At 59.9% G+C, this 26,923-nt stretch carries 24 protein-coding genes and 1 tRNA gene; 13 read left to right on the forward strand and 12 right to left on the reverse strand.

What is annotated here, in order from left to right:
• Window positions 1-313: 313 nt before the first annotated feature.
• The 6 genes from EI293_RS14585 to EI293_RS14610 form a co-directional block, all read right to left on the reverse strand.
• On the reverse strand, window positions 314-1,504 hold the full coding sequence (locus tag EI293_RS14585; RefSeq protein WP_125439100.1) for a glutathionylspermidine synthase family protein: 1,191 nt from the start codon (window positions 1,502-1,504) through the stop codon (window positions 314-316).
• A gap of 63 nt (window positions 1,505-1,567) precedes the next feature.
• Window positions 1,568-2,257, reverse strand: a complete 690-nt coding sequence (locus EI293_RS14590; protein ID WP_125439102.1) for a hypothetical protein — start codon at window positions 2,255-2,257, stop codon at window positions 1,568-1,570.
• A 41-nt stretch (window positions 2,258-2,298) separates the two neighbouring features.
• Window positions 2,299-3,135, reverse strand: a complete 837-nt coding sequence (murI, locus tag EI293_RS14595; protein WP_125439104.1) for a glutamate racemase — start codon at window positions 3,133-3,135, stop codon at window positions 2,299-2,301.
• A 183-nt stretch (window positions 3,136-3,318) separates the two neighbouring features.
• Window positions 3,319-5,244: a RecQ family ATP-dependent DNA helicase gene (locus EI293_RS14600; protein WP_125439106.1), complete on the reverse strand. Its 1,926-nt coding sequence runs from the start codon at window positions 5,242-5,244 to the stop codon at window positions 3,319-3,321.
• A gap of 299 nt (window positions 5,245-5,543) precedes the next feature.
• Window positions 5,544-6,344, reverse strand: coding sequence for a hypothetical protein (locus EI293_RS14605; RefSeq protein ID WP_125439108.1), 801 nt, complete (start codon window positions 6,342-6,344; stop codon window positions 5,544-5,546).
• 381 nt (window positions 6,345-6,725) lie between these two features.
• Window positions 6,726-7,382 (reverse strand): ABC transporter ATP-binding protein, encoded by a 657-nt coding sequence (locus tag EI293_RS14610; protein WP_110979954.1) that lies wholly within the window; start codon window positions 7,380-7,382, stop codon window positions 6,726-6,728.
• Between the two features lie 148 nt (window positions 7,383-7,530).
• On the opposite strand from EI293_RS14610, the gene EI293_RS14615 reads away from it, so the two are divergent.
• The 3 genes from EI293_RS14615 to EI293_RS14625 all read left to right on the forward strand — a co-directional run bounded on the left by EI293_RS14615 (window position 7,531) and on the right by EI293_RS14625 (window position 11,034).
• Complete coding sequence (locus EI293_RS14615; protein ID WP_125439110.1) at window positions 7,531-8,637, forward strand: glycoside hydrolase family 113; 1,107 nt, start codon at window positions 7,531-7,533, stop codon at window positions 8,635-8,637.
• Between the two features lie 178 nt (window positions 8,638-8,815).
• A complete protein-coding gene (gene sucC, locus EI293_RS14620; protein ID WP_125439111.1) occupies window positions 8,816-10,021 on the forward strand; it encodes an ADP-forming succinate--CoA ligase subunit beta in 1,206 nt (401 codons plus the stop codon).
• Between the two features lie 128 nt (window positions 10,022-10,149).
• Window positions 10,150-11,034, forward strand: a complete 885-nt coding sequence (locus EI293_RS14625) for a transglutaminase-like domain-containing protein (RefSeq protein WP_125439113.1) — start codon at window positions 10,150-10,152, stop codon at window positions 11,032-11,034.
• A gap of 96 nt (window positions 11,035-11,130) precedes the next feature.
• On the opposite strand, the gene EI293_RS14630 is transcribed toward EI293_RS14625, so the two are convergent.
• A complete protein-coding gene (locus EI293_RS14630; RefSeq protein ID WP_125439115.1) occupies window positions 11,131-11,619 on the reverse strand; it encodes an organic hydroperoxide resistance protein in 489 nt (162 codons plus the stop codon).
• Window positions 11,620-11,767: 148 nt separating this feature from the next.
• On the opposite strand from EI293_RS14630, the gene EI293_RS14635 reads away from it, so the two are divergent.
• From EI293_RS14635 to EI293_RS14645, 3 genes are all read left to right on the forward strand, one after another.
• Window positions 11,768-11,839 (forward strand) — tRNA-Arg (locus EI293_RS14635).
• A 754-nt stretch (window positions 11,840-12,593) separates the two neighbouring features.
• The gene (locus tag EI293_RS14640) at window positions 12,594-13,085 is read left to right on the forward strand and encodes a fasciclin domain-containing protein (protein ID WP_246010689.1); all 492 of its coding nucleotides are present in this window, start codon (window positions 12,594-12,596) and stop codon (window positions 13,083-13,085) included.
• Between the two features lie 211 nt (window positions 13,086-13,296).
• Complete coding sequence (locus tag EI293_RS14645; RefSeq protein ID WP_125439119.1) at window positions 13,297-15,627, forward strand: endonuclease; 2,331 nt, start codon at window positions 13,297-13,299, stop codon at window positions 15,625-15,627.
• A gap of 178 nt (window positions 15,628-15,805) precedes the next feature.
• Here the strand turns inward: EI293_RS14645 and EI293_RS14650 are convergent, their stop codons facing one another.
• A complete protein-coding gene (locus tag EI293_RS14650; RefSeq protein WP_125439121.1) occupies window positions 15,806-16,693 on the reverse strand; it encodes a universal stress protein in 888 nt (295 codons plus the stop codon).
• A 104-nt stretch (window positions 16,694-16,797) separates the two neighbouring features.
• Window positions 16,798-17,088, reverse strand: coding sequence for a GNAT family N-acetyltransferase (locus tag EI293_RS14655; RefSeq protein WP_170170386.1), 291 nt, complete (start codon window positions 17,086-17,088; stop codon window positions 16,798-16,800).
• 142 nt (window positions 17,089-17,230) lie between these two features.
• Between EI293_RS14655 and EI293_RS14660 the strand changes: the two genes are divergently transcribed.
• The 3 genes from EI293_RS14660 to EI293_RS14670 all read left to right on the forward strand — a co-directional run bounded on the left by EI293_RS14660 (window position 17,231) and on the right by EI293_RS14670 (window position 19,162).
• Entirely contained in the window at window positions 17,231-17,695 is a 465-nt protein-coding gene (locus tag EI293_RS14660) for a hypothetical protein (protein ID WP_125439125.1), read from the forward strand.
• A gap of 46 nt (window positions 17,696-17,741) precedes the next feature.
• On the forward strand, window positions 17,742-18,014 hold the full coding sequence (locus tag EI293_RS14665; protein ID WP_125439127.1) for a hypothetical protein: 273 nt from the start codon (window positions 17,742-17,744) through the stop codon (window positions 18,012-18,014).
• Between the two features lie 326 nt (window positions 18,015-18,340).
• Window positions 18,341-19,162, forward strand: coding sequence for a universal stress protein (locus EI293_RS14670; protein ID WP_170170387.1), 822 nt, complete (start codon window positions 18,341-18,343; stop codon window positions 19,160-19,162).
• Between the two features lie 89 nt (window positions 19,163-19,251).
• Here EI293_RS14670 and EI293_RS14675 read toward each other — a convergent pair whose 3' ends face one another.
• Window positions 19,252-19,752, reverse strand: a complete 501-nt coding sequence (locus EI293_RS14675) for a GNAT family N-acetyltransferase (RefSeq protein ID WP_125439130.1) — start codon at window positions 19,750-19,752, stop codon at window positions 19,252-19,254.
• A 106-nt stretch (window positions 19,753-19,858) separates the two neighbouring features.
• Between EI293_RS14675 and EI293_RS14680 the strand changes: the two genes are divergently transcribed.
• Window positions 19,859-21,016 (forward strand): Gfo/Idh/MocA family protein, encoded by a 1,158-nt coding sequence (locus EI293_RS14680; protein WP_125439132.1) that lies wholly within the window; start codon window positions 19,859-19,861, stop codon window positions 21,014-21,016.
• Between the two features lie 186 nt (window positions 21,017-21,202).
• Here the strand turns inward: EI293_RS14680 and EI293_RS14685 are convergent, their stop codons facing one another.
• Both EI293_RS14685 and EI293_RS14690 read right to left on the reverse strand, forming a co-directional pair.
• The gene (locus EI293_RS14685; RefSeq protein WP_125439133.1) at window positions 21,203-23,326 is read right to left on the reverse strand and encodes a TonB-dependent receptor family protein; all 2,124 of its coding nucleotides are present in this window, start codon (window positions 23,324-23,326) and stop codon (window positions 21,203-21,205) included.
• A gap of 136 nt (window positions 23,327-23,462) precedes the next feature.
• Window positions 23,463-23,945: a hypothetical protein gene (locus EI293_RS14690; RefSeq protein WP_125439135.1), complete on the reverse strand. Its 483-nt coding sequence runs from the start codon at window positions 23,943-23,945 to the stop codon at window positions 23,463-23,465.
• Between the two features lie 247 nt (window positions 23,946-24,192).
• On the opposite strand from EI293_RS14690, the gene EI293_RS14695 reads away from it, so the two are divergent.
• From EI293_RS14695 to EI293_RS14705, 3 genes are read left to right on the forward strand one after another with little or no spacing between them, the layout of a single operon-like run.
• On the forward strand, window positions 24,193-24,927 hold the full coding sequence (locus tag EI293_RS14695) for a hypothetical protein (protein ID WP_125439137.1): 735 nt from the start codon (window positions 24,193-24,195) through the stop codon (window positions 24,925-24,927).
• Window positions 24,928-24,938: 11 nt separating this feature from the next.
• The gene (locus EI293_RS14700; protein WP_125439139.1) at window positions 24,939-25,613 is read left to right on the forward strand and encodes a hypothetical protein; all 675 of its coding nucleotides are present in this window, start codon (window positions 24,939-24,941) and stop codon (window positions 25,611-25,613) included.
• Window positions 25,614-25,671: 58 nt separating this feature from the next.
• Window positions 25,672-26,898 carry a PQQ-dependent sugar dehydrogenase gene (locus tag EI293_RS14705; RefSeq protein ID WP_125439141.1) on the forward strand — a complete coding sequence of 409 codons (1,227 nt, stop codon included), beginning with the start codon at window positions 25,672-25,674 and terminating at the stop codon, window positions 26,896-26,898.
• Window positions 26,899-26,923: the final 25 nt, after the last annotated feature.

Genomic DNA, 26,923 nt, shown 5'->3' on the forward strand with positions numbered 1-26,923 from the left:
GGCTCGCACGCGAGAGGCGCTGGAAAGCGTCATCCAAACTGCCATCGACTGGATAACCGAACAGGACGCAAAAAACTGGTTTGACCATTGTGGCTACCATGTACACTAACCTGAAATCTGCTCTAGGTCCTATTTCGCTGCCTCAACACCGTAGTTTTTGGGTTGGTATTCGAAACGGTTTTTTGGGAGAGTCCCATACTGGTGACAGCAGGGTAGCTAACCGAAAGACAGCGGGAAATGAATAAACAGGAAAAAGCCCGGTCTCATATCTGGCTAGCGCAGATATGGAGCTATACTTTCTGGTCAGCAGCCCTCATCCTAACAAGTGGGGTACAAACTCTGATAGGTTCGTAATAATGCCCGCCTCGCGCCGAAAACCAATGGCGCAGCCGGAGCCGGCCCAGAACACACCGGCCTGGTAGCGTCGGTGTGCGGTATCGAAGGGCAACTCGGCGAAGCGCTGGTAAATCATCCGTTGCGTGGCGTAGTCGCCTTCAGGAACTGGTGAGCCGGCAGTTTCCCCGCCCAACTCTACTACGTCCTGGCCCTCCCGGCCCAGCACTGGTTTACGCACCTGATGCCCCGGCATCTCTCCCAGACTGGCTTCCAGCAGCAGCGGATGGTGCGGAAAGCATTGCCAGAGCCACGCCAGAATAACTTTGCTTTGAAACAGCAGCGTGTAGGCCGGATTGGCAATAATCAGGTCACGGCTGCGGAGCAATTCCGTCAGGTCGCGGGTGAGGTCGGGTTCCTCTTCGGCCAGTAGTTCCCACGGCACCAGTTTGAACAGGAAACTGAAACGCTGCCACTTCTCGGGCCCCGTTTGTGCCCACGCGCCCCGATCTTCGCCGGTTACAGTTACCTGCATGGCATCCACGGCACATACATGCGTGTACAGGAACCCTGCTTCGCGGGCAGCCTCGGCCAGTATGGCGCAGTTGGTAGCATCTTCGGCGCTGCCAGGCAGATGCGCTAGCAGGAGGCTGGGCTCCAGATCGGGGTTCAATTCCCGCCACTGCGCCAGTTGTGCCTGGAGCCCTTCAAACAGCCCATTGGCCTGCCGGTCATCATCCGCTAAGCCGGCGGCCATCAGGCTGGCCCACTGAATAACGGCCGTTTCGGGGAGGCTGGTGGCGGTGTCGGCGTTGAATTCGAGCAGTTTGGGGCCGTCGGGGGTGGAGGCTAGATCGAAGCGGCCGTAGAGGTGCCAGTGCCGGTCGTCGTTCCAGGAGTGACGGACGGCTTCCCAAAGCAGCTCCGGAATGGCCAGTTCGCGCAGCAGCGTGTCGGGAATGGGGTCCGGAATGCTTTGCACCAGCAGCTCGTAGAGCGTGTCGGCGGCTTGCAGCAACTCGTCGGCGGTGGCTTCGGGCAGCCGAACGGCTTCGCGGGCCACGTAGTTTTCGCAGGCATCTTCCACGGCCCAGTCCCAGCCCAGTTCCCGGATGGCGGGTTCCACGTTGCCGGCCAAAGGTACCAGCTCGATTGTCGGCGGCTGTTTCATATCAGTATGATAATCGGGAACATATGGCAAAAAGGTCCGTCGGAAAAGCTGAACACGCTGTGCTTACCCCCCGAAGCCCCGGCCCCCGTAACCCCGGCTCCCGAAACCCGAGCTACGGCCGGAACTGGGCGCACTGCTGCGGATGCTGCTACGGCCGTAGCCGGTGCTGCGCGTAACGGTGGTACTGGGCCGGATACCAACGGAAGTCGGCGACTGGCGGCTGCCGGTGAAGCCCCGACCAAAGAAGCTGGAGCCACGCTGGCGCTCATCGGCCACCCGGTTGCGCCAGCCCATATTTTGCTGCATCAGGCCGGGGTTGGCGTAGTAGCTGGGCTGGGGCGTGAGGAAGCGGCCGGCCATATACCCGATACCGCTCCACATCAGCACATCCATCATCCCGGTACTCCGGACGCGGTTTTCGGGGTACTGGCGCGAGTAGTCCTGCATCTGACGCTGCAATGCCTGGCCCTGCAGCGTATCCACGCGCCCATCCAGGTGGTGCAGGATAGCGGCTACTTCTTCCTTCCCAGCGGGCCGTTCGGCGGTGATTTTCCAGTCGTCGGGCTTTACCTCCGTCATTTCGGTGATGACACCTTCCGAGTACGAGTCATCGGCCGTCCACTCCTCCCCTGCCGATTCTGCGGTACCGGCGTTATCGGAACAGGCGGGCAGCCCCAGGCCTAAGCTGGCCGCCGCCGTGACCAGTAACACATTGCGACGCCAGTCGCCGAGGCAGTAATAAGGTTTAGCCATTGGGAAAGGAGGTTGCGGGTGGAAAGGAATAAATATAGCGGTTACTCCCATAGCGGGTAATGCTCCAGATGTACCTCCTGCTCAAAGAAGATGCGGGTGCTTTCCTCGAAGGAGCGGGTAAAGTCGGACACGTAAAACTGGTGGCGCGGCGGCAGAGCTGCTTCCGGAGCCAGCAGCAGTTGGTCGGCCAGGTACTGCCGGACGTGCTGGGCCACCACATCGGAGGCGTCCAGCACCTCGGTGTGGCCTTGGTAGAATTCGGCAATCTGCCGTTTGATGAGGGGGTAATGGGTGCAGGCCAGCACCAGTGCCTCGATATCGGCCAGGGCCGGGTTACTCAGGTAGGTTTCAATGACGTTGCCGGAAATGCTGTTGTCGAAGAAGCCTTCCTCAATCATGGGCGCCAGCAGCGGGGTGGCGAGGCTGCGCAGCTCCACCCCGGCGTCGAGGTCGTCGATTTTCTTGCGGTACACGTTGCTGTTCACCGTTTGCTTGGTGCCAATGAGGCCCACCGTCCGGCCCGCGTATTGCTGCCCCACGTGGGCCACAATGGGGTCGATGACGTTCAGGACCCGCGCCTTGGAGCCCACGTACTCGCGCACCAGCTCGTAGGCCGCCGCCGAAGCTGAGTTGCAGGCAATAAGAATCACCTTGCACTGCTGCTTGAGCAGCAGGTCGCATATTTTGACGCTGTAGGCCTGAATGGCGGCTGTGCTTTTGTCGCCGTAGGGCAGGTGGGCCGTGTCGCCGAAATACACCAGCCGCTCTTGGGGCAGCACGCGGCTCACGGCGCGGGCCACGGTGAGGCCGCCAATGCCGCTGTCGAATACGCCAATGGGCCGGGTGGCCGGGTCGGATGCAGAAGGAGTTGGAGCCATGACGGCCCGAAGGTACAAGCTCCGGCGGCTTGGCGCACGTTTGGGCTTTGTCATGCTGAGCATGTGGCGCATTGAGCCAGTGTCCGGAGGCGCAGTCGAAGCATCTCTCCCACTTCGTCGCAATAATATCAGATAGCCGTAGCTAGTCCAGAATCCAGACTCACATCTCCAGCAACCAGACTCTTACCCTACCAGCCGGCCGTCGGGTGCATAGCGCAGCTCGCCAAGCTCCACCAGTTCCCGCAGCAGCTCCGTAATCGGGGTGGCTTGGGCGGGCGTGAAGTGGGTCAGCACTTGCCGGGGCGTTTGGGGGGTAGCCTGCACCAGCGCCAGCAGTTGCGCCCGCAGCTCCGGGGCCGGGGCGGCCGTCTGCCGGGCCTTTTTGCGGGCCAGGCACACGTCGCAGACGCCGCAGGCCGGCGCGTCCAGCTCCCCGAAGTACTCCAGCAGCAGCTGTTGCCGGCAGCGGCTGCCAGCGGCGTACCGGATTACCGAATCGGTTTTGTGCAGGGCCAGGTCGCGCGACTGGAGCAGGTGCTTCTGGTCGAGGGGTAGCTTGTCGGCGTCGTAGCGCGGGGTGGTGAACAGGGCCTGGGGCGACTCGTGGCGGGGCTGGAACTGGATGATGCCCGAACGGTGCAGAAACACCAGCATCTTGCGCAGCTCCACGGCACTCAGGCGCAGGTGCTGGGCCAGGCTGTTCTCCGAAATCCGCTGGAACCCGCTGAACAGCTCGCCCCCATGAAAGCGCAGCAGGCTTTTGATGAGCTTATCGTGCTGGGCATTGGCCACCTGAAACCGGTACAAATCGGTGTGGTCGATGGGGATGTGCACCCGGGCGGGGTTGTTCACGGCCTCGTTCACCTGCACAAATCCCTGCCGCTCCAGGGTGCGCAGGCTGTTGTGCGCGTCGAGCGCCCGGATGCGGTAGGTTTCGGCAAACTGCTGCAAATCGAAGTCGAAGGCTACCAGCTCGCCGCCGCCCACGGCCGTGCGTGAGAAGTTGGCCAAGGCCTGGTAAACCCGGCGCACGGTATCGAGGGGCGGGAAGCTCTGCTGGGTGCGGCGGCGCAGCTCGTCGGCGTCGTTGGGGCCTTGTAGCAGCACGGCAAAGGCGTACTTCTCGTCGCGGCCGGCGCGGCCGGCTTCCTGGTAGTAGGCCTCCAGGTTATCGGGAGCTTCCAAATGCACCACCAACCGCACGTCGGGCTTATCGATGCCCATGCCGAAGGCGTTGGTGGCCACGATGCAGCGCATGCGGTTCTGCATCCAGTCCTGCTGGGTGCGTGTGCGCTGCTCGGCCGGTAAGCCGGCGTGGTAGGGCGCGGCGGCCACGCCCTGCTGCTGCAGGTAAGCGGCCGTGTCCTCGGTCTGGCGGCGGGTGCGGGCGTACACGATGCTGGTTTTATCCTTCCCCACCCCGCGCACCACTTCCAGCAGCCGCCGCAGCTTGTCCTCGGTGCTCAACACCGAGTACGACAGGTTGGGCCGGGCAAAGCTCTGCTGAAATACCCGGTGCGAGGCCCCGAAATGCAGCTTCTCCACAATATCTTGGCGCACCTGCTCGGTGGCGGTGGCCGTGAGGGCCATGCACGGCACCCCAGGCAGCAACTCCCGCAGCTCCTGAATCCGGAGGTAAGGCGGACGGAAATCGTAGCCCCACTGCGAAAGGCAGTGCGCCTCATCAATGGCCAGCAAACTCACCTTCATCTTCCCGACCCTGGCCCGGAACATATCCGTCAGCAGCCGCTCGGGCGACACGTACAGGAACTTCACCGGGCCGTACACGCAGTTGTCCAGCGTCTGGTCGATTTCCTGGTGACTCATGCCAGCATACACCGCCTCAGCCTTGATGCCACGTTTACGCAGGTTTTCCACCTGATCCTTCATCAAGGCAATCAGCGGCGACACCACCAGGCACAGTCCCGGCCGGGCCAGCGCCGGCACCTGGAAGCAGATGCTCTTACCGCCGCCGGTGGGCAGCAGTGCCAGCGTATCCTGCCCGGCCAGCACCGAGCGGATAATATCTTCCTGCAGCGGCCGAAACTGCGCGTGACCCCAGGTCTGGCGGAGTACGTGCAGCAGGTCGTCGGTGGCGTGGTCAGGCATACCGCAAAGGTAGCGGCTGCCCCGCTTCGGCGCACTTCCCCGGAAAGCAGTAGGAGTACCTGGGTCCTGTTTCTCGTGCCTTTCCAAACCACCAAGCTGAACGGCACTGAAGCATCTTTACCGAGGATAGTCAATTACTACCCCAACGAAGCGGTAGAGATGCTTCGACTGCGCTCAGCATGAAGCTCTTTCTACGGACCGCCCACTTACTGCAGGAAGTGACCGGCCAACATTACGGGCAAAAAAAAAGCCCGTTACCATGCGGCAACGGGCTTTTATAGGTAACATGAAGCTAACTGCTAAGCGGCAGCGGCCTGACCGTTTTCCCGGTCGTCGATGGCCTTCTTGAGCTTGGCAATGGCCTGGGTGGCGCGCTCCTCGTCCAGACGGTTGATGTTGAGCAGCATCTTGGTTTTCTCGGGGCGCGAGATAACCGGGTGGTTCAGCAGCCGGATGATTTCTTCCTTCTGCGAGGCCGTAGCGTAAGCCGGGGCTGACACTTCTGGGGCAGGCGCTTCGGCAGGTACAGCTTTCATAGAGGCCGGGGCGGCAGCTACCGGAGCAGGCGTGGCCGTGGGTACGGCCGTCATGGCGGGCTGGGCCACGGTGGGCGTGTTGCCGCCATACTCCATTTCCTCGGCTGGCGTGGGCTCGTAGCCGGCGGCGCGGATAATCCAGGCCAGAATGTTGCGGTAGGCCTTGCCGATGGCCCGCGTCTGGGCCATGCTCATGATGGCAAACTCCTGGTAAAACTTCTTACCCTGCTCCTTATTCGAGCAGATGGCGAAACCCGCCCCCACCGTGTGGCCGCTGCGCATGTCGAACAGCGTCACTTTGGCCTGATACTTAATTTCCTGCTCGTTTGAAACGTTGATGACGTGGTCCACGATGGGCACAATACCCAGGCGGGAGCCGGCGTACTGCCAGCCCTCCACGTTCACAAACTCCTTGCCCTGCACCGTGGTGCTGAGCTTATTATCCTTGATGAACTTCGCCAGGTCCGTCGCCAGATGCAACGTTTCGTCGGAGCGCGAGATGTCGTAGCTCTCAACTTTGGTTTTGCGAACCTGCTCTTTGGTGGTCTTGGTTGCTTCGCTCATGGCGTCTTTCCGTTAATGTCCTGTAGTACCGTATTTGTTTACGCTAATATAACGGACCGACCCCGGAAAAGGTGCAAAAAACACGCGGTTTTTTATCAATTTTTATCATTGATTATCAGGCATTTACAAAATAATATTCCAAAATATTTAGCCAAAATTAATTTTTAGCATTTACTACCCTCCCGTGGCAGCAGCTACGGGCTTTCCTCCCGGCCCCGATACAGAAAACCCGCTACTCCATCTTCAGACGGAGCAGCGGGTTACTTTACACGGCCCGGGGCGGAACGGACGCGTGACCAAGGTCATAACATAAAGAAAGGCATACCCACCGAAGCAGGTATGCCTTATAAACGCGGCGTAGCGGTACTAGGTTCCAGTTGGTTAGCCTTCCCAGATGTTGCCGTCCTTCATGGTAATCTTCCGGTCAGCCATTTCGGCCAGCTGGTCGTTGTGGGTCACAATTACAAAGGTCTGGCCCAGCTCCTTGCGCAGCAGAAAGAAAATCTGGTGCAGCTCCTGAGCGTTCTGCGAGTCGAGGTTGCCCGAGGGCTCATCGGCGAAGATGATTTCGGGGGAGTTAATGAGGGCCCGGGCCACGGCCGTGCGCTGCTGCTCGCCGCCGCTCATTTCCGAGGGCTTGTGGTCGGCGCGGCGCTCCAAGTTCAGCATCCCGAGCAATTCGCGGGCCCGCACCCGGGTTTCCTTTTCCGAGCGCCCCGCCAGATAGGCCGGCAGGCACACGTTTTCGAGGGCCGTAAACTCGGGCAGCAGGTTATGAAATTGGAAAATGAAGCCGATGTGCCGGTTGCGGAACCGCGCCAGATCGGAGCGGCCCAGAGAGCTGACCGATTCGCCATCGAACAGCACCTCCCCCGAATCGGGGTTATCGAGCGTGCCCAGAATGTGCAGCAGCGTGCTTTTCCCGGCCCCGGATGAACCCACGATGGACACGATTTCCGACTTTTCAATGGTCAGGTCGATGCCCTTGAGCACTTCCAGCGTGTTGTATTTTTTGCGGACGTTGATGGCTTGCAGCAAAACGGGACTTGATGTAGTGGGAGCCGGAGTACGGCAAGCAAATCTACGTAAACTCGGGCGTTGCGGTGGTGCCTGCGACACAATACGCGCCGCGCCGCGCCGCAGCGTCCCGAATCAGCCTATCTTTCCGCTTCTTATGGTTGTCTTGATGCCTGCTTTTCGTTCGCGCTTTTTGGTGTGGGGGCTGCTGCCGATGGCCCTAATCTTGGCGGGCATGCTATGGATGCTGCGGCCCCGGCCGGTCGCCTCCCAGCTTCCCCCACTCCCGCCCGCCACTCCCGCCCTCCCCACTGATGACCGCCTGCGCGGCGTCAGCTGGGTAGCCGGTGACTCAGTTTCCTCCCTCGACCTGGAGCCGCTGCGCCGGGCCCACGTCACCTGGATTGCCCAGACGCCCTTCGGGTGGCAGCCCGGCGCGGCCGTGCCCGAGGTGCGCCTGAACACCGGCAGCAACCGCCACTACTGGGGCGAGGGTGACCGGGGCGTGCTCCTGACGGCCCAGCGCGCCCGGCAGCAGGGCATCCGTACTTTGCTCAAGCCCCACCTGTGGCTGCGCAACGGCGGCACCTGGCCCGGCGACATCAACATGACCTCCGCCGCCGACTGGGACGCGTGGTTTGCCAGCTACTCTGTATTTATCCTGCACTACGCCCATCTGGCGGAAACCGGCCACCTCGAAGGCCTGTGCATCGGCACTGAGCTGGAACACGCCAGCGGCCCGGCCCACGAGCAGCAGTGGCGGCAGCTGATCCGCCGGATCCGGGCGGTGTACCACGGCCCGCTCACCTACGCCGCCAACTGGAGCGGAGAGTTTGAGCAGGTGCGCTTCTGGGATGCGCTGGACTTCATCGGGGTACAGGCGTATTTCCCGCTCAGTACCACCAATAGCCCTTCTAAAGATAACCTGCTGCAAGCCTGGCAAGCCCCGCTCCGACGGTTGGAAGCCGTGCAGAAACGTTACCGAAAGCCCGTCGTCTTCACCGAAATCGGCTACAAAACTACCCCCGACGCAGCCATCGAGCCCTGGGCCTGGCCCGACCGCATGGCCGTGCTGACCACTCCCGACGAAGCTACCCAAGCGGCCTGCTACGCTGCCATGTTCGAGACGTTCTGGGGCCGCAAGTGGTTCAAGGGCCTGTTCGTGTGGAAGTGGTACCCCGGCCTGCAGCCCGACGGCTCGGCCCGCCGCCACCTCGACTTCACCCCCCAGCACAAACCCGCCGAGCGCGTCATGGCCGAATGGTACGGGAAGTGAGTTGAGTTGTCCGTTGCGTGTTGCCAGTCTCGGGTTACCTGTTCAGAGAACCATCAACTGACAACGCACAACCGGCAACTGAGAACCGGTAACTGGCAACACATAACTCATATCAACTCATTTCTGCCTACTTTCGCGGCAGCAAACCACCCCCATAACTGACCCTTAACTGACCTCTATGAACATTCACGAGTATCAGGGCAAAGACATTCTGAAGCGCTACGGCGTACGCGTGCAGGAAGGCATCGTGGCCGATACGGCGGAAGAAGCTGTTGAAGCCGCCAAAAAGCTGACTGAGCAGACCGGCACCAGCTGGTATGTGATTAAAGCGCAGATTCACGCCGGCGGGCGCGGCAAAGGGGGCGGGGTGAAACTCGCCAAAAACCTGGAGCAGGTGCAGGAAATTGCCGGGAACATCATCGGCATGCAGCTGGTGACCAAGCAGACCGGTGCCGAAGGCCGCAAAGTACACAAGGTGCTGGTTGCCCAGGACGTGTACTACCCCGGTGAGTCGGAAACCAAGGAATTCTACATGAGCGTCCTGCTGGACCGTGCGACCGGCAAGAACGTTATCATCTATACCACCGAGGGTGGCATGGACATCGAGGAAGTAGCTGAGGCGCATCCCGAGAAAATCCACCGCGAGCATGTGGACCCGCGCGTAGGTCTGCAGGGCTTCCAGGCCCGCAAAATTGCCTTCAACCTGGGCGTTGAGGGCGAGGCCTTTAAGGAGATGGTGAAATTCGTAGCCGCCCTGTACAAGGCCTACGACGACACCGACTCGGCCATGTTCGAAATCAATCCCGTGCTGAAGACGTCGGACAACAAGATCCTGGCCGTTGACGCTAAGGTAACGCTGGACGAAAACGCCCTCTACCGCCACAAGGATTTCGTGGCCCTACGCGACACCAACGAGGAAGACCCGCTGGAAGTAGAAGCTTCGGCCTCGAACCTGAATTACGTGAAGCTCGACGGCAACGTGGGCTGCATGGTGAACGGTGCCGGCCTGGCCATGGCTACCATGGACATCATCAAGCTGAGCGGCGGTGAGCCGGCCAACTTCCTCGACGTAGGGGGTGGAGCCAACGCCCAGACCGTAGAAGCTGGTTTCCGCATCATCCTGAAGGACCCGAACGTGAAAGCCATCCTCATCAACATCTTCGGCGGCATCGTGCGCTGCGACCGGGTGGCGAATGGGGTGGTAGAAGCCTACAAGAACATCGGCGACATTCACGTGCCCATCATCGTGCGTCTGCAGGGCACCAACGCTGAAGAAGGAGCCCGCATCATTGATGAGAGCGGCCTGAAGGTGTACTCGGCCGTATTGCTGAAGGATGCCGCCCAAAAAGTAAAAGAAGTGTTGGCCGAGCAGAATATTGCCTAGCCTTTCCGATCAGGAAACTGTTTATTTGCCAAAACCCGCCCGGTACGTACTGGGCGGGTTTTTGTTTGCCCGATTCCTAAACCTTGGGGGTGAAGCCTGCGTTTAGAGCAATTCACTGGATATATCCTATGATAAATAAGACGTTTACTCTTTTTCTAGCTGCCTTCAGCATTAGTGTCCTCGCGCAGGCGCAAAGCCCGGTTACCGCCCCCGGCGGCCCCGACTACCCTTATCTAACCACGCTGGACCCGGTAGAATACCCGTTTCTGTTCAGTTCCCCCAAGTCGGAGTACCTGACGAAGTTCCGGGAGATGTACGGTCTGACAGCCGTGGTAGAAAAGGAAGCCACCGACCTGGGCCGTGCCCGGGCGTTGTGCCAATGGGTGCACTTCCGGCTGGAGCACGATGGCCACAAAGTGTTTAAGTCGCAGGATCCGTTTGCAATTCTGAAGGCGGCCCAGGCCGGCGAACTGGTGCAGTGCGTAGAGTATGGCCTGGTGCTGGCGGCGGCCTTCAATGCCGTGGGCATTCCGGCTCGGCCCTTGTACCTGAAGGCCGAAAATGTGCAAACCAAATCCTCCGCTGCCGGCCACGCTCTGGCTGAAGCCTGGCTCCCCGATCTGGGCAAGTGGGTAATGGTGGATGCGCAGGCCGATATTATTCCCATGCTCGGCCCTACACCGCTCAACGCGGTAGAGCTCCGGCAGGCGTTGGCTACCGATAACGACGACCTCACCGTACTGACCTCCACGGAGGCCAAGCCGAAGTCGTACTTCAAATGGGTAAACCAGTACCTGTTTTACTTTGATACGGTGATGGACAACCGCTACGGCGTAAAGTCAGCGCGCACCGGCCTGATGCTGGTACCGTTGGGGGCCCATAAACCAGTTATTTTTCAGCGCACCGAGTCTATTCACAATATTCGCTATACCAACTCCGTGGCCACCTTCTATGCCCTTCCGGTTCAGGCCGACTGGCTGACAGCCAAATCGGGCAGCCCACTGGCCCCCTGAAACAGTGTATTGCCTTGCAGATAGGGCACGCGTAAAATAACCGGTCCGGCCACCTACAGGTAGCCGGACCGGTTATTTTGTGCTCACTCGCGGAAACTACGCGTTACTTTTCTCAGCTACTCCGGCGTTTTCCTCGGCATGTACGGGCAGGGGTTCTCCCTGTACCCGTAGCTCTACTTCCATGTTACCACGGGTTCCGACCGAGTACGGGCAAATTTTGTGCGCCTGCCGTACCATATCAATGGTTTTCTCCCGGTCAAATGCTTTCAGGTCCACGTCCAGAATAGCCGACAAGCCGTATCCTTCACCTTCCTGAAACAAAGAAACCGAGCATTTCACCTCGGTCTGCGGATCGAGTTTGTCACCGGCCCGCTGCGCAATGACCAGCAAGGCCTGCTGAAAGCAGGACGAGTAGCCGGCCGCGAATAGCTCCTCAGGGTTGGTAGCGCCCTTTTTGCCGCCCAGCCCTTCCGGCACCGACATATCCAGGTCGATAATGCCGGTGGCAGAACGAACGTGGCCGCTCCGGCCGCCAATGGCCGATGCTTCGGCGGTGTATAACGTCTTCTTTTCGGTGCTTGCCATAAAATGAGGGTCGATGAGAGAATTTACTCCTCTCCTAACTGCCCTGAGCCATGGAAGGTTACCTCCGGCAGGTATAGGATTTTGCAGAAAATGGCATTTCAGGTTTGGCTGCAGCAGGTTTTCTGGCTAGTTTTGCGCCTCACTACCGGGTTGCGTAGTACAACGGATAGTATGGGAGCCTCCGAAGCTCTAGATCTAGGTTCGATTCCTAGCGCGACCACTAAAAGAAAGCGCCTTCGATTCTGCACCAGAGTCGAAGGCGCTTTCTTTGTGGGTGCATCAGTCATTGGGCTCGGGCTTTACAAGGCCAGCCGATCGGCACCGCACGAGGGCAGTAGGCAGCACCGGATATGTTGCCAGCCGCTAGCCAAAGCACTTGGGAAATACTGCATGCTACATGAGACTGCAAGTGCTTCTTCTATCTTCATGCACGCACAAACAGCCGCCAATTATTTCGTCGGGTATCACGCCTGCGTACTGCTGTTCCGGGCTTGAAGCATTACCTGCCATTGTCACGCTTATGGTTGTAGTGGGGCACATCCTGTACCATCCCAACTTGCTGGATCCGAGCTTTACGCTCTAGCCGGGAGAGAAGTGAATGCCGCCTACTCACGTTGCCGTACTTGTTTTCTTCGCCACGCACCCAAGGCCCCACAAGCAGCTACCCATATCCTTTCTGTTGAGGTTAGCGTAGAAGGCGGGCACTCTCTCAATCAGTGTACTCACCCTAACCCTTCGCTGTAATGAATAAGCACTTGCTCTCTACCCTGGCCCTGGCCCTCACGCTCACTACCGGCTCGGCCGTAGCCCAGGGTAAAATGAAAACCAAGTCGGACGACGAGAAGGTCAAGACGAAAGAGGATGGCATGACCACCAAAACCAAGATGGCCGATGATGGAAAAACCAAAATCAAAGGCAAATCGAAGGACGGTGCCAAAATCAAGGCAACCACCAAGCCCCGCGAAGGAGCTGACATGAAAGACATGACCATGACAACCGGCGCAGGCGTTATGGTAGGCGGCGCGATGATGACTCCCGACAAGGACATTGTAGACAACGCCGTCAACTCCACTGACCACACCACGCTGATAGCTGCCGTGAAAGCGGCCGGTCTGGTGGAAACACTCAAAAGCGCGGGTCCTTTCACGGTATTTGCCCCCACCAACGCCGCCTTTGAAAAACTCCCCGCCGGTACCGTTACCACGCTGGTGATGCCCGAGAACAAGCAGAAGCTCACCACCATTCTCACGTACCACGTAGTACCCGGCCGACTGCTGGCGGCCGATCTGAAAGACGGCCAGACCCTGACCACAGTGGAAGGCGAAACGCTGACGGTACACCGCAGCGGCAACATGGTGATGATTCATGATGCCAAAGGCGGTATGGCCAACGTAACCACGGCCGACGCAGTATCGAAAAACGGCGTAACCCACGTCATCGACACGGTGCTGATGCCGACCAAATAAGTTTTTCCGGCACTGTTTGCTGTACATAAGGCCAGCCTCCTCAGGAGGCTGGCCTTTTTGGTATGCGCCCGTCCTGGTACAACTTCCGGCTTTTCGTGCGTATCTGTTATGATTCAATTACGAATCGGGGCCGGCAGTGGCCTGAGTACCTGCGAATACTAAAAGATTGCCGACATTTAAGCCTGTTTTTCCTTTACACACCTTTTCGTTGATGAAACACTTCTTCGCCTGGATGCTGGGGGCGACATTGAGCTTAAGCTCGGTGGCCACTCTGGCGCAAACGCTGCCGCCGGCTCCGGCTACCAACCTGCAGGGACAGGCCCTGAAAGACTGGCTACGCCAGAACTGGTACGATGGCAAACGCGTGGTACTGAGCTACAACGACGCACGCGGCAAGATGTACAACTACATCGACAACCAGAACGGCCGCGTGGTGTGCGTGTATTCCGGTTACACCGAAACGGTGCGGCTGGACTCTTCGAGTACCAGCACCGGGGTAGTCAGCCGCATCAACTGTGAGCATACCGTTCCGCAGTCGTGGTTTAATGAAGCGGTGCGGATGCGCTCCGATATTCACCACCTCTTCCCTACCTACGATACCTGGAACTCGGACCGGGGCTCCGATCCGTTTGCAGAAATTCCGGATGCCCAGACGATGAAGTGGGTGCGCAATACGCAAAGCCAGACCACCATTCCGACCAGCAACATCGACGAGTACAGCGAGGATACCAACTCACTGTTTGAGCCGCGCGAAGACCACAAAGGTAATCTGGCCCGGGCTATCTTCTACTTCTACACCATGCATCAGGGTCAGGCCTTTGACTCGGGCAAAGACGTAATTACGGCTGCCGCCGACCTGAACACGTTGTACCAGTGGCATCTGGCCGACCCGGTGGACGCCCGGGAACGGGAACGGAACCGTCGGGCCGCCAAAAGCCAGGGCAATTTCAACCCCTACATTGCCTACCCCGACCTCGTGGCCCGCGCCTGGGGCTTCCAGATACTGCCTACTTTCGCCTTCTCGACGGCTACTGGTTCTATTCCGGAAGGCAACACGGGCACCAGCACGTACACCGCTACCGTATCGGTTACCCCGGCTCCTACCACCACCCTCACGGTACAGGTTGCCTTTGATGCCGCTAACTCCACGGCCACCCCTGGTCAGGATTTTACGTTTGTTTCGCCTCAAACCCTCACCTTCGCGGCGGGTCAGACTTCACAAACCGTTACCGTAACGGTGAATGGCGACACAACCCCGGAAGCCGATGAAACAGTGGCTCTCAACCTGATCAATCCATCTACCGGCGCGGCCGTGGGTGGCCCGGCCACTCAGGTTCTCACCATTGTGCATGATGATGCCAACCCGGCCCTGCTGCAGTTTTTCACGAGCGTGAGCAGCGGGGTTGAGGGCAATACGGGCGTTACCAACTGGACCATTCCCATCACGCTGAGCGGCGGGGCGGGCACCGTGACGTACCCCATTACCGTGCCCGTGACCATTGAAGCAGCTTCTACCACCGCTACTGATGGTACCGATTATAGCCTGCCAATCGGGAGCGTAACATTCCAGAACGCGGCAGTTACCACCATGTCTTTCTCCCTGGTAGTGAATGGCGACCTGGTGCCGGAACCCAACGAAACAGTACGGCTGCGGCTGGGTACTCCCTCGGACCCGAACGTAGTATTCGGCCCGAATCGGACGTACACCTTCACCATCCTCAACGATGACCAAGCCCCGGCCGGCTCGCCCTGCACCGATCTGTTTTTCTCGGAATACGTGGAAGGCTCGGCCAGCAACACCAAGGTGATTGAAATCTACAACCCTTCTCCGGCTCCCATCAACCTGGCAGGTATTGAGGTGCGCTTGTTTGCCAATGGCAGCACCAGCCCCACTACCACCCAGGCCCTCACCGGCACTATTGCTCCCGGCGACGTGTACGTTATTGCCAACACGGGCGTAGCCTCCACGGTGGTAGCCGCCCAGGCGGATCTGCAGTCGAGCGTGGGGTTCTTCAACGGGGATGACGCCCTGTTGCTGCTGGACGGCACCGATACGCTAGACGTTATTGGGGTGATTGGCCAGCAGCCGGCCGGTGGCTGGCAGCTGCCCGGCGGCGGCAGCACTACCAACGCCACGATGGTACGCAAAACGGCCGTAAATGCCGGTCATAAACGCTGGAGTGCTGCGGCGGCCGAATGGCAGTTTGTGGGCACCGATGTGTTTACCGGCGTGGGCAGCCACACCAGCGGCTGCATCACCACGGGTACTGTTAAGGCAGCCCCGCTAAATGTGGGCATTGAGGTGTACCCGAACCCTACTACCGGCAACGTGCAGGTGCGTCTACCAGAACTGCGTGGCCGCCACGAGGCCATCATCAGCTTCTATAATGCCCTGGGCCAGGAGGTCCTGCGCAGTACGCAGCCGGTTACGGCCGCCGAAGCCACGGCGGTAAATGTGCATACCCTGGCCAACGGCCTGTACACCGTGCGCGCCACCGTGGATGGTGTCCGGTATACCAGCCGTGTAGCGGTACAGCACTAGCATTACGATAAGCAACGACGCAAGTAAATCAACAGCCCGGCTCCTTAGCGAAAGGAGCCGAGCTGTTGACTTTTGATGGAACTGCTACCAAACGAGCCGGCCCGCATTGCAGTGCGGGCCGGCTCTCACATGCAAAATGGTTTTCTCACAAGCTATAATTATAATGTAGTGCAGTAGCTCAGGCCTCCGATATCGTGAGCACCGGAATCCGGCTGTGCGCGAGTAATCCGGCAGTTACGCTTTGCAAAAACTGCCGGCCGGCAAACATGCGTTGCCGCGTTACAAACGTCAGCAAGTCCGCCTGATGCCGGTCAGCCGCGTGCCGAATGCCTTCTTCTACGCACGGGTGCCTAGCCGAGGTAACCGTGTGGGCAACACCTTCCAGCAGCCCCATCTGCCGGATGCGGGAAGCAACGTCCTCCATTGCCGGCGAGGCCTCAGAAGTATATACGTGCAGTCCGATTACCGAGGGAATGATGCGGGTTAGTAAGTCATCCACGTCGCTGGGCAGATGGGTGAGCGTAAGCGGCTCGGGGGAAGTTGTAAGCTGGGCCAGCAGGCCCGTAATGGTTTCGGCGGCCTGGGGCAGCCGTACCGCCCGGCGGTCTGTGTCCAGTACAATCCGTGTTGGAATCCTGCCGGCCCGGTAAGTGTTCGGCACAACCAGCAGCGGCTGGGCCAGAGTTTTAATCAAATGGAGAGCCGTACTGGTCCCCGCGTGGCGCATGGGTTTCACCGGGTTGCCATTGCCCACTACCACTACGTTCCCGGGGCCGGTTCCTATCAGAGTGGCTAGTTTCTGTGTGGGCGTTTCCGTGATGAGAGCTGCTGAGCAGGGTAAATGCTGCTGAATTCTTCCCACCAACTCCTGTAGCAGATGTCGGGCTTCGGCAACGGGGCGAACTTCGCGCAAGCCACCGAAATACGGCGCATCAAAGCCGGCAGCTTCGGGCAAAACGTGCCACAGACGCACCTGTCCTCCCACATGACGCCCCAGCACCACGGCGTAGTGCAGGGCGTTGGTAGCCGCCGCTGAAAAGTCCGTCAGAACGTGGAAAGTAAACATAGGCTATCTGGCCGAAACCCTGCTGGATTGTCTGTTTAGGAAAGGTACTTCATTACACAATGCCTTGAATTAAGATCCTATTAAAAATAACTTAGCTACTACTTTTACCCGGTGGTATCGTCCAGCAACGACTGGTAGCGCGGGTTTTTCTGCACAAAATCACGCATAAAGGCGCAACTGGTGCGTACCCTGAACTTTTGCTGGCGGGCGTAGGCCAGGCCGGCTTTGGCCAGCTCTTCGCCGAGGCCCTTACCGCGTAAGGGCTCATCCACAAACGTGTGCGTAAAATCAATAATATCGGCGGCAGGCAGGCTGTACGCCAGCTCAGCGGCCTGGCCGTCCTGTTCGAGAATGAACTCGTGATCCTTAATGTGATGCGCGACCTGTGTAGCCATAGTGAGTGATGAAAAGATGGAGCGGATCGGCCGGCATAATGTTCCGGGCACCGCCATTTGTCGGGAGTTTACGTATGAGCCAGAGAAGCGGCTACCACGCCGTCATTCTCCTGTACTCTTCCCTCCTACTTTCTTTACCATCATGCAAACCACTCCCGAGAATTCCTCCTTCACGCCCGATGATGCTACTTCCGGTCAGGCCGCCAGCACCCCGCAGTACGGCGAGTTTGGCAAACCCACCACTGCAGAAACCCAGCAAAAGGCCGAAAACGCGCAGAGTGTAACGGAAGGTGGCCAGGTTGCTCCGGCGGTAGCTTTCCCGGAACAGCGTGGCAGCACCCCGCAGAATCTCGACCCGGCCATCGTACGCGAGGTAGAAGAATCGGAATACACGGAGCAGCGCGAAGGATGGGCCAAGGATGATCCGCGCTACGGCGGCGGCACCCGCAACTGGGCCACCAACGAGCCGGCCAATCAAACTACGGAGCCCGCTCCGGAAGATGATGAGCACCCCAAGAACCCGAACGTAGGCACCAACGACAACCCCGACGAGTTCAGCGCACTGCGTCCTGACGAAGGCCGTGGCATCCCCGGCTCAGGCAAATAGGGCTGACTGTCGATTTACTCATACCTCTACTTTCAGCCCCCTTTTTATGGCAACTGATAAAAACCAGGACCCCGCTGCTGCTCTCGAGCCCAACTCGGGCGCACACCTAAGCGAAGAACAGCGCAAACACCGCGAAGAGCTGTACGGCTACAAGCGTGACGAGGAAGGCACGCTGGATACTTCGGACCGCCTAGAGGACGAAACTACCGGCATCCCGACCGGCAGTGCCACCACCGGCCCTGACCCCGACAACTCCAGCATGACTGACGAGATGATGAACCCGGGTTTCAACAACCCCATTGACGACAACAACCGCTAGCGGCCCGCGCTACGGTAGATTTCTAAAGCCCTTCTGCTACGTGCGGAGGGGCTTTTTTCTTAGGCACTTAAATTCATTCGCGGAATTGAAGTGCCGTTTGGTTAACAATGCAGCAAGTTCACAACATTGTTTATACCAACCCTGCTGCCTTACACCAAGTTGACCGAATTCACCGCCGGGTAGCAGCAGTCCAGGCCGGTGCAGGTGGCCGACACAGCTGGTGGATAATGCGGATCTTTTTAGGAATGGAGTGTAGCGTACAGCTGCTTTTCACGTATACTTCCGGTAGTATTCTTCCCGCTCCCATCCCAAACATGCCCTGTGCCATGGCCGCTCCGTTTCTTGTCCTGACCGATTTTACTCCGGCTGCCGACCAGGCACTGCGCTACGCGGCGGCGTTGGCGGCTCCGGTACACGCCTCCCTGATAGTGCTGCATATCCGACGCGAAACACTGCTCGATCCTGACGCCTTCAATGGCAGCATCCGCCACCTGAGCGAAGGGGAAGTAGCCGCTTCACTGCAGGAACGCACGCAGCCGCTGGGCGTCCCCGTCACGGTGGAGTCGGCGGTGGAAGGAGTAGAAGCTGCCGTAGCCGATGCCGTACGACGCTACTCTCCCAGCCTTGTTGTACTGGGCAAGCCCGATACCGAAACCACGCCCGATGAGCTGGTCAGCAGCACTTCGCTGAAGCTGCTACGCGCCACCCGTACGCCGCTGCTGGTGGTGCCCGTGGGTACGCAGGCTGCCGTACCGCCTCTGGCCGTTACTGTGGCCGCCGACAATAGCTCCATCAGCCTCAAAACGCAGTCGGAGGGCATTCGGGAGGTGCTGGCGCACTTAAAGCCGCGCCTGACGGTAGCCCACGTAGCCGAGCCCGAAAACAGCGACACCTGCTCGGCCGCGCTGGACGCCGTCACGGCTAGTGGCATGCTGACCGGCATCGAAACCCGCATTCACACCCACGGCGTCCGGCACCGCCGGGTATCGGCGGGCATTCTGCAAGCCGCCCAGGAAACTCATGCCGACTTACTGGTACTGGTTGCGCGCCGCCGAAGCTTTCTGGGGCAGCTGTTCAACCGCAGCGTTACCTCCCAGGTAGTCCTGCACGGCCGCCTGCCCATGCTCCTGCTGCCCGCTTTGGATTAGGTGAGATGGTGAAATAGTGAGTTAGTGAGTTTGAAGTTCAATCCGCGCAGACGGCACAAGCAGAACGTAAAACTCACTAAATCACCATTTCACTGAATCACCTTGCTACGGCGTTCCAGCAGGCAGACGTTGCGCCACTGGCCGTGAAGCTGGCCCAGCTTTTCACGGACGCCAACCAAGCGGAAACCGGCCTGCTCGTGCAGGCGCAGGCTGGGCAAATTTTCCTCAATAATACCGGCCTGCAGCGTCCAGATACCCTGCTGCTCCGACTGCCGCACCAACTCTCGCAGCAGTTGCAGGCCCACACCCTGGCCCCGGGAATTTGCTCCTACGTACACGCTTACCTCGGCCACACCGCTGTACACGCACCGCCCCGAAACCGGGGTGAGGGCCGCCCAACCGGCTACCTCCCCGGCGGCCGTCAGGACCACTAGGCGGCTGTGGAGCAGATGGGCCGCGTCCCAGGCTTTCCAGTCGGGCACTTCGGTATTGAGCGTGGCCTGGCCGGTGGCAATGCCTTCGGCATAGATGGCTGCTACGGCCGGGTAACGGGCGGCCGTGAGCGGGGCAAGCTGGAGCGTTTCGGTCATGACATCGGGCGCAGGAATAGACTGGCGAAGGTAGAAGAATCGGGCATTCGGTAACAGTATGGCGGTTCTGGCCGTTCAGCAGGGTTCATGTTACGCTATGCTCCCGATGGAATCTACCTCTTCTGCTGACTCGCGACGGCGCTTTCTGCGCCAGGCCGGCCTGAGTGCCGCGCTGGCGGCCGTGGCCGGTCCGGCCGCCGCGCTACCCTTCTCCGAACCTGTTTCCGCTATGCAAAACGACAATCAGAAAAAACTTGGCTTCGCCATCGTAGGCCTCGGCAAGTTTGCCCAGGAACAGATGATGCCTTCCTTCAAAGACTGTAAGCACGCCCGCATCACGGCCCTGGTGAGCGGCTCGCCGGACAAAGCCCAAAAGCTGGCCGCCGAGTACGGCGTGGAGGCCAAGAACATCTACAGCTACGATAATTTCGACTCCATCAAGGACAATCCGGCCGTAGACGTGGTGTACATCGTGCTGCCGGTGGGGCTGCATGCCGAGTATACTGTACGCGCCGCCAAGGCTGGCAAGCACGTGCTTACTGAGAAGCCGATGGCCAACACGCCCGAAGACTGCCAGAAGATGATTGAGGCCTGCAAAAAGGCCAACGTGAAACTGATGGTAGCCTACCGCGCCCAGTATGAGCCGTTCAACCTCGACGCCATTGCCCGCATCCGCAAGGGCGAGTTAGGCAAGGTGATGCAGATTACCGCCGACCACGGCCGCATCGTGGACCCCACCGGCGACAAGGCCGACACTTGGCGGATACAGAAGAAGCTGGCCGGCGGCGGTTCTTTGATGGATCTGGGCATCTACTCGCTCAACGCCGCCCGCTACCTCACCGGCGAAGAGCCCGTGGAAGTAACCGCCCTGGAAATGAGCGACAAAGCCGACCCGCGTTTTAAGGAAGTAGAAGACCGGATTCATTTCACCCTCCGTTTCCCGAGCGGTATTCTGGCCACCTGCACTAGTTCCTACAGCACCGAAGGCGTGAAACGCTACCGCGTGTTCGGCCAGAAAGCTTGGCTCGACCTCGACCCCGCCACTGATTACTACGAGCATAAAATGACCATCGGCGACAAAGACGGGCAGCAGCAACCCAAGATCAAGGAGGGCAACCAGTTTGCCGCTGAGGTGGACCACATGGCTGAGTGCGTACTCCAGAACAAAACGCCCAAAACGCCCGGCGAAGAAGGCCTGAAGGACATCCGCCTAATCATGGCCATCTACGAAGCCGCCCGCACTGGCAAGAAGGTGAAGGTGTAGCCGCGCGTCATTGCGAGGCGAAGCCGAAGCAATCCGTCCTTTACGGGGCACTACTCCCTGACCTATTCAAAAGCCCCTGACGCCAGCACGGACGTCAGGGGCTTTCTGCTTTTTCAGGGCTTTGCGCTCCGGGAAAGGACGGATTGCTTCGCGCTGCTCGCAATGACAGAGCCGCACTTTGACTTTTTACTTTTTCTCTTTTCCCTGCCGCAGGCTCAGGCCGGCGTACCAGTTGCGGGCGGGGGCGGGCTGGAAATAGCGTCCCCCGAAAGCGTTGAGGTCGTTGCCCAGGGAGTAGCGGCGGTCCGTGAGGTTTTCGGCCCCGCCGAACAGGTCTATGGTGAAGCCGCCGAAGCTGCGGCGCCAGCCCCCGCGCGTGCCGAACGTCCAGTAGCCGGGCGCGGCTTCGGTATTGGCGTCGTTCACGAAGATGCGGGCCTGGTGGTTGACGGTGGGGCTCAGGTAGAAGCCCAGCGGAGCTACCAGCTCGAGGCCGGCGGTGAGGGTGTGGGGGGCGGTGCCGGTGAGGCGGTTGCCGCTGAAGTCCTGCCCGCCGCTTTCGTAGCTCCCGAAGCGGTAGTGGTTGTAAGCGTAGCTGACGAAGTAATCCAGGCCCGCGCCAGTGGTTACCACCGTGCATGGCACATCAGGTACTTCTTTCACCTGTTGCCACAGTGTACCCTTCAAAGACACCTCCACCCCGCGCTGGCGGGTGTTGCCGGCGTTGGCGAAAAGCTGGGTACCCAAATCGGTAGTGCGGGTGGTGATAGTCTGGCGCTGGCGCTGGTCGTAGATGGCCACGTCGTAGCGCAGCCGCTCCCGCAGCAGCATGCCGCGCGCGCCCACCTCGTAGCTGGTGCCGCGCTCGGCCTGCAAGGCGCGGTTGATGGAGCCGTCGGAAGGGCGGATTTCTTCTTCGGTGGGCGGCGAGAAGCCGGTGCTTACGCTGCCGTACACCGCCAAGGCCGGGCCAAACTCGCGCAACAGAGCCACGCGCGGCGACACCTCGGGGCGGAAGTTGCGCTCCAACGCGTAGCCTGTGGGGTTGGTAGCGGCGTCGGACAAGCGGCTGATGCGGTAGCGTAGGCGGTTGTAGCTGGCTCCGGCCGTGAGCAGCAGCCCGGCCGGCAACTCGTAATCGGCCTGGGCGAAGGCGAAACCGGTGAGCGTTCGGATTTCATCGTCGTAGCGCAGGGTGCCGGGCTGGCCGGCGCGGTTCTGGTAGTTGCGGGAGCTTTCGAAGCCAGTCTGGGCCTCGGCCCCGGCTTGCAGGCGCAGGGTACGGCCGGCCAGGGCGGTGCGGTAGCTGGCCACCGTGCGCCCGCCACCACCCAGCAGCGTGTTGCGCTCGAAGTCTATCAGGTAGGGCGTGTTGATGCGGCTACCGCTCAGGTAGAGTGTGGTGCGCAGGCTCAGCCGGTCGGTAAAACGGGCTTCGTGGGTGGCCCCGAGCAACGCGGTGCGGGAGGCGTAGTAGGTGCGCTGCGCCACGGTGCCAGGCGCGGTGGCCGTGCCGGGGCGGGCCTGGCGGGGGTCGGTGAGGAACTGGGCGCGGGTGAGGCCGCCGGGCAGCTGGTAGTTGATATCGGCGTACAGCGCGTGCAGGCCCACAGTCTGCTTTTCGGTGAGCTGCCACTCGCCGTCGAGAGCCAGCACGTCGCGGCGCAGGGCACTTTGCTGGCGGTAGCCGTCGAGGCTCTGGCGGGCGTAGGTGGCGCGCAGGTAGCCGGTGGCCGAGCCGGTTTCCACACTTGCCACGTAGCGCCGCAGCCCGAAGCTGCCCGCCGTGAAACCCACCTGGGCGGCGCTGGTACCGGGCGCGGGCCGCCGACCACTCAGCAGCACGGCCCCGCCGGTACCGGCCCCGTACACGCTGGCGGCGGGCCCTTTCACTACTTCCAGCCCGCCCAGCAGCGCGGGGTCGAGCAGGTTGAGGGGGGTGCTGCCGCTGGCCTCGGTGAACGGAATGCCCTGGTAGTACACCTTGGTGTTGCGCACCCCGAACGGGGAGCGGAGCGTGCTGCCCCGCACGCTGAGTCGGTAGCTGCCGCTGGCTCGCTCCTCCAGCCGCACGCCGGGCAGCGTGTTGACGGCCTGGGTGAGGGCGTTCTGCGGAAACCGTTCAAAGTCGCGGGCCGCGAGGGTGCTGACGGCGGCGGCAGTGCGCCGCAGCGGCAGCTGCTGGCCGTAGCCCGTGACGGTGGCCTCGGGCAGGATTACGGCGCGGGTGGTATCGGATGGGGCGGTTTGGGCTTGAGCTGCGAAGGAAAACAGTAGCAGCGGGGCAACGGGACGGTACAGGGGGAGCATGCGGCAGTGTGAGTAGCCTTGCCCGAACGTAGGGGCGAAACCGAAGGTTGGCCGACGCAGCCGGAACCGGCGACAATAGATTGTATCACCTCAGCTGGCCGAAGCCCGCCCCGACGCGCAGCATGCAGCGAGGTAGCTAGTGGGTTTCACCCGGAGTTTGCGCGTACTGGTACAACAGGCCGGCAGCAGCTTGCAGTAAGGGGATATCGGTAGTGCGTTCCTGGCACCGCTGCATATCGTAGTGGCACAGGGTACCGAAGGGCTGGCCCGCCGCATCCCGGATCAGCACGCCGCAGTACGAGACAACCGGCGTATCAATCAGGCCCTGTACCTGGGTATCAGTAGCTGCTTCCTGAATTTCCAGGGGTTGTTGGCGCTGGCCTACCAGGGAGCAGAAGGTAGCTGACATAGGCACCGGCTCGGCCCGCTGCGGCGTGGGCGTGAACTGGTCAAACAGGGCATCGTTCTGCAACACAACGCCCTCAAACCGATATAGGCCGGTGAACCGATGCGGAGTGCGGCTGTTCAGGTATTTCAGGGCGTTGTGCACGCCCTGCTGCTGCAGAATACCGGTAAACTCCGCAATTTCCCGCGACAAGGAATTCTGTTCGTCACTCATGTAGTAGCGTGGTAGTGCAATTAATGCCCGTTAAGCCAGCGGCGCCGGTTTCGGGCACGATAGAAACCCAAGGAATAGCCTGCGGTTTCAGCAAAGGTACAGCTTGCGCTCCAGTGGCCCGGTATTTTTGGCTTGCTGCCCCGGTAGCCTCTACCGCAACCGAGCCCTCCACCACAAAAGGTGGCAAGCCGAAGCGCGGCAGCGGCGGATTCTGTTTATTTTCACCCTCGCTTCATTACTTACCGCTATGCCTGCTGCCCTCTACCTCCCCCGCCGCCACCGCCGACACTTGCTGTTTCCGCCGGGCCTGCTGGCGTTGGCCGGGCTGTTGTGGCTGGGGTGCGTGACTATGGTTAGAATAGTACCGCCGAAGAAAACTGTGCTAGAATTTGCTGCGTGGCCGCCCAAAGTGTGTTCTGTTGATTCCGATGTGCCAGCATTTGTAGCAGAAGCATGGCGAGGCTCACCTGCTTGCCTGCCACTTACAGCATTAGAGAAGTTTCGGCCTTGGTATACTTCCTGGTTTACAGGCAGCGTATTCTCTGATTACTTCGCCTTACAAAACACCCGATTTGTTGCGCGTGATTTAGAGCAAAATCCCGATCTAGATCAAGGATTTCGCGTGCATTTCGCTCCCCAAGCAACGTACAATAACCTAGTTCAGGTGCTGGATTTGTTTAACCAAGAGAATGTTCGCAAGTCCTGGGTTGATTTTTATCATTTACCTGTAACGATGTACAGTTACACCGAAAAGCCCTTATTAGAAGAGCAGAGCTATAGTTCAGGAGATTTTAGATGCTTACTATGCGGTGATGTTATGCCGTATATCCCAACTACTTCAGAAGTAATTAAGCGTTGGCTTGCAGAATACCGGGCCGCTATCCTCTCCCCCGTTTGGCGCAACACCTGGCTCCTACTGCTGCTCCTCAGCGCTCTATCCATCCGGCAACTGACGCGCCTGCGGGCTGCTTACCGCTACTAAACCTTACCGCTATGCCTGCCGCCCTCTACCTCCCCCGTCGCCACCGCCGCCACTTACTGTTTCCGCCAGGCCTGCTGGCGCTGGCGGGGCTGCTGTGGCTGGGGTGTGTGGCGGTACCGAGGATAGTGAGGCCTACTCAATATGTGAAGGAAGTTGTCTTTTTTCCCCTTCATGTACCTGCCGATTCGTTTGGCGGATTCCCCACGCCTCAACAAATTGAGGACCTAGGTACATGGCAAAGCATTACCCTGTCGGGCAACCCGTGGGCTGATTATTTTGACGTGAAAATAGTTGAAAACGCAGGTCTTTTGCTGGCTGAAAAACAGCTTCAGCATCGGGCGCTGCATGTATATCTGAACGCGTCAACTTCCTACAATACATTTATTCAACTGTTGGATATACCTAATCAATTGGGCATTGAGCGGTATTTTATAGACTTACGGAAGATGCCTTACAGTATCAACTTATTGGGTAATATTCCTCACCCAAATTATCCTTCATTTATCTGTGGCACAGAATACATGAAGCCAATAAAACCCTTTTCCGAAATGGCAGAAGAATGGATTACAGAAAGCTGGGCTACCGTATTTGCCCCCGACTGGCGCAACACCACGCTTCTGCTGCTCCTCCTCACCGCCCTGTCCATCCGGCAACTGCGGCGGCAGTGGCGGGCGGTGGCAAGCTAAACCATAACCCCGGGCGGAAAAACGCAGTTAAGCCCAGCGCAACCTATTCACCTGCGTGATGCTTCCGAAACTGACGATACCCCTGGCCACCGCCCTGCTGGCTGGCTTTACGGCCCCGGCCCAGAACGTGCCCCCGGCCGCCACCCCGTTCCAGATGACGGGCAACATCTACCTGCCCAACAAGCTGCCGGCCACGCCCGAGCGCATCGCCAGTCTGAAAGTACCCACCGGCTTCACCATCAGCAAATACGCCGAGGGCCTCGATATGCCCCGCATGCTGGCCGTGGCCCCCAACGGCGACGCCTACGTGAGCAACCGCGTGAAAGGCACTATCATGCTGCTGCGCGACGCCAACAAGGACGGTAAAGTGGAAACCACCCAGCAGGTGGCCCAGAAGCCCCACCTGCACGGCCTGGCCCTCCGGGACGGGAAGCTCTACATTGCCGCCATCCGGGAGGTGTACGTGGCCGACGTGAAGGCCGACGGCACGCTAGGCGAGCTGAAGACTTTGTACAAAGACCTGCCCGACGCCGGTCAGCACGCCAACCGCACGTTGCAATTCGGCCCCGATGGGCTGCTCTACCTCTCGGTGGGCAGCACCTGCAACGCCTGCGACGAGGACAACCCCGAAAGCGCCACCCTGCTCCAGCTGAAACCCGATGGCTCGGGCCGGCGCGTGTACGCCCAGGGCCTGCGCAACACCATCGGCTTCGACTGGCATCCGGTTACCAAACAGCTCTACGGCCTCGACCACGGCATCGACTGGTTGGGCGACGAGGACCAGATGGAGGAGTTCAACCAGATCAAGGACGGCGGCCACTACGGCTGGCCCTCCATCATTGCCGACGGCAAGCATTACCCCGCCAACAAGCCCAAAACCGGGGAAACCTATGAGCAGTTTGATGCCCGCACGGTGCGGCCGTTGCTCACCTACAAGGCCCATTCCGCGCCGCTGGGCATGGTGTTCTACCGGGGGCAGCAGTTTCCGCAGCCGTTCCGGCAGGATGCGTTTGTGACCATGCACGGCTCCTGGAACCGCGCCCAGCCCTCGGGCTACAAAATCGTGCGGGTGAAGTTCAACGAGCAGGGCCAGCCCCAGCAGTTCGAGGACTTCATCACGGGCTGGCTGGTGGAAAACGACAAGTCGGAATTCGGCCGTCCCTGCAGCATTGTGGAGGCCCCGGATGGCTCGTTGCTGGTCTCCGACGACGACAACGGCGTGATTTACCGCGTGGCCTACGCCGCGCCGGGCAAGGAAAGCAAGAAGGCAAAGAAACGCGGGTAATGGCCATTCCGGCGGGTGCCTGCCC

This window comes from Hymenobacter perfusus (genome assembly GCF_003944765.1).
In the GTDB taxonomy this organism is placed as follows: Bacteria; Bacteroidota; Bacteroidia; order Cytophagales; family Hymenobacteraceae; genus Hymenobacter; species Hymenobacter perfusus.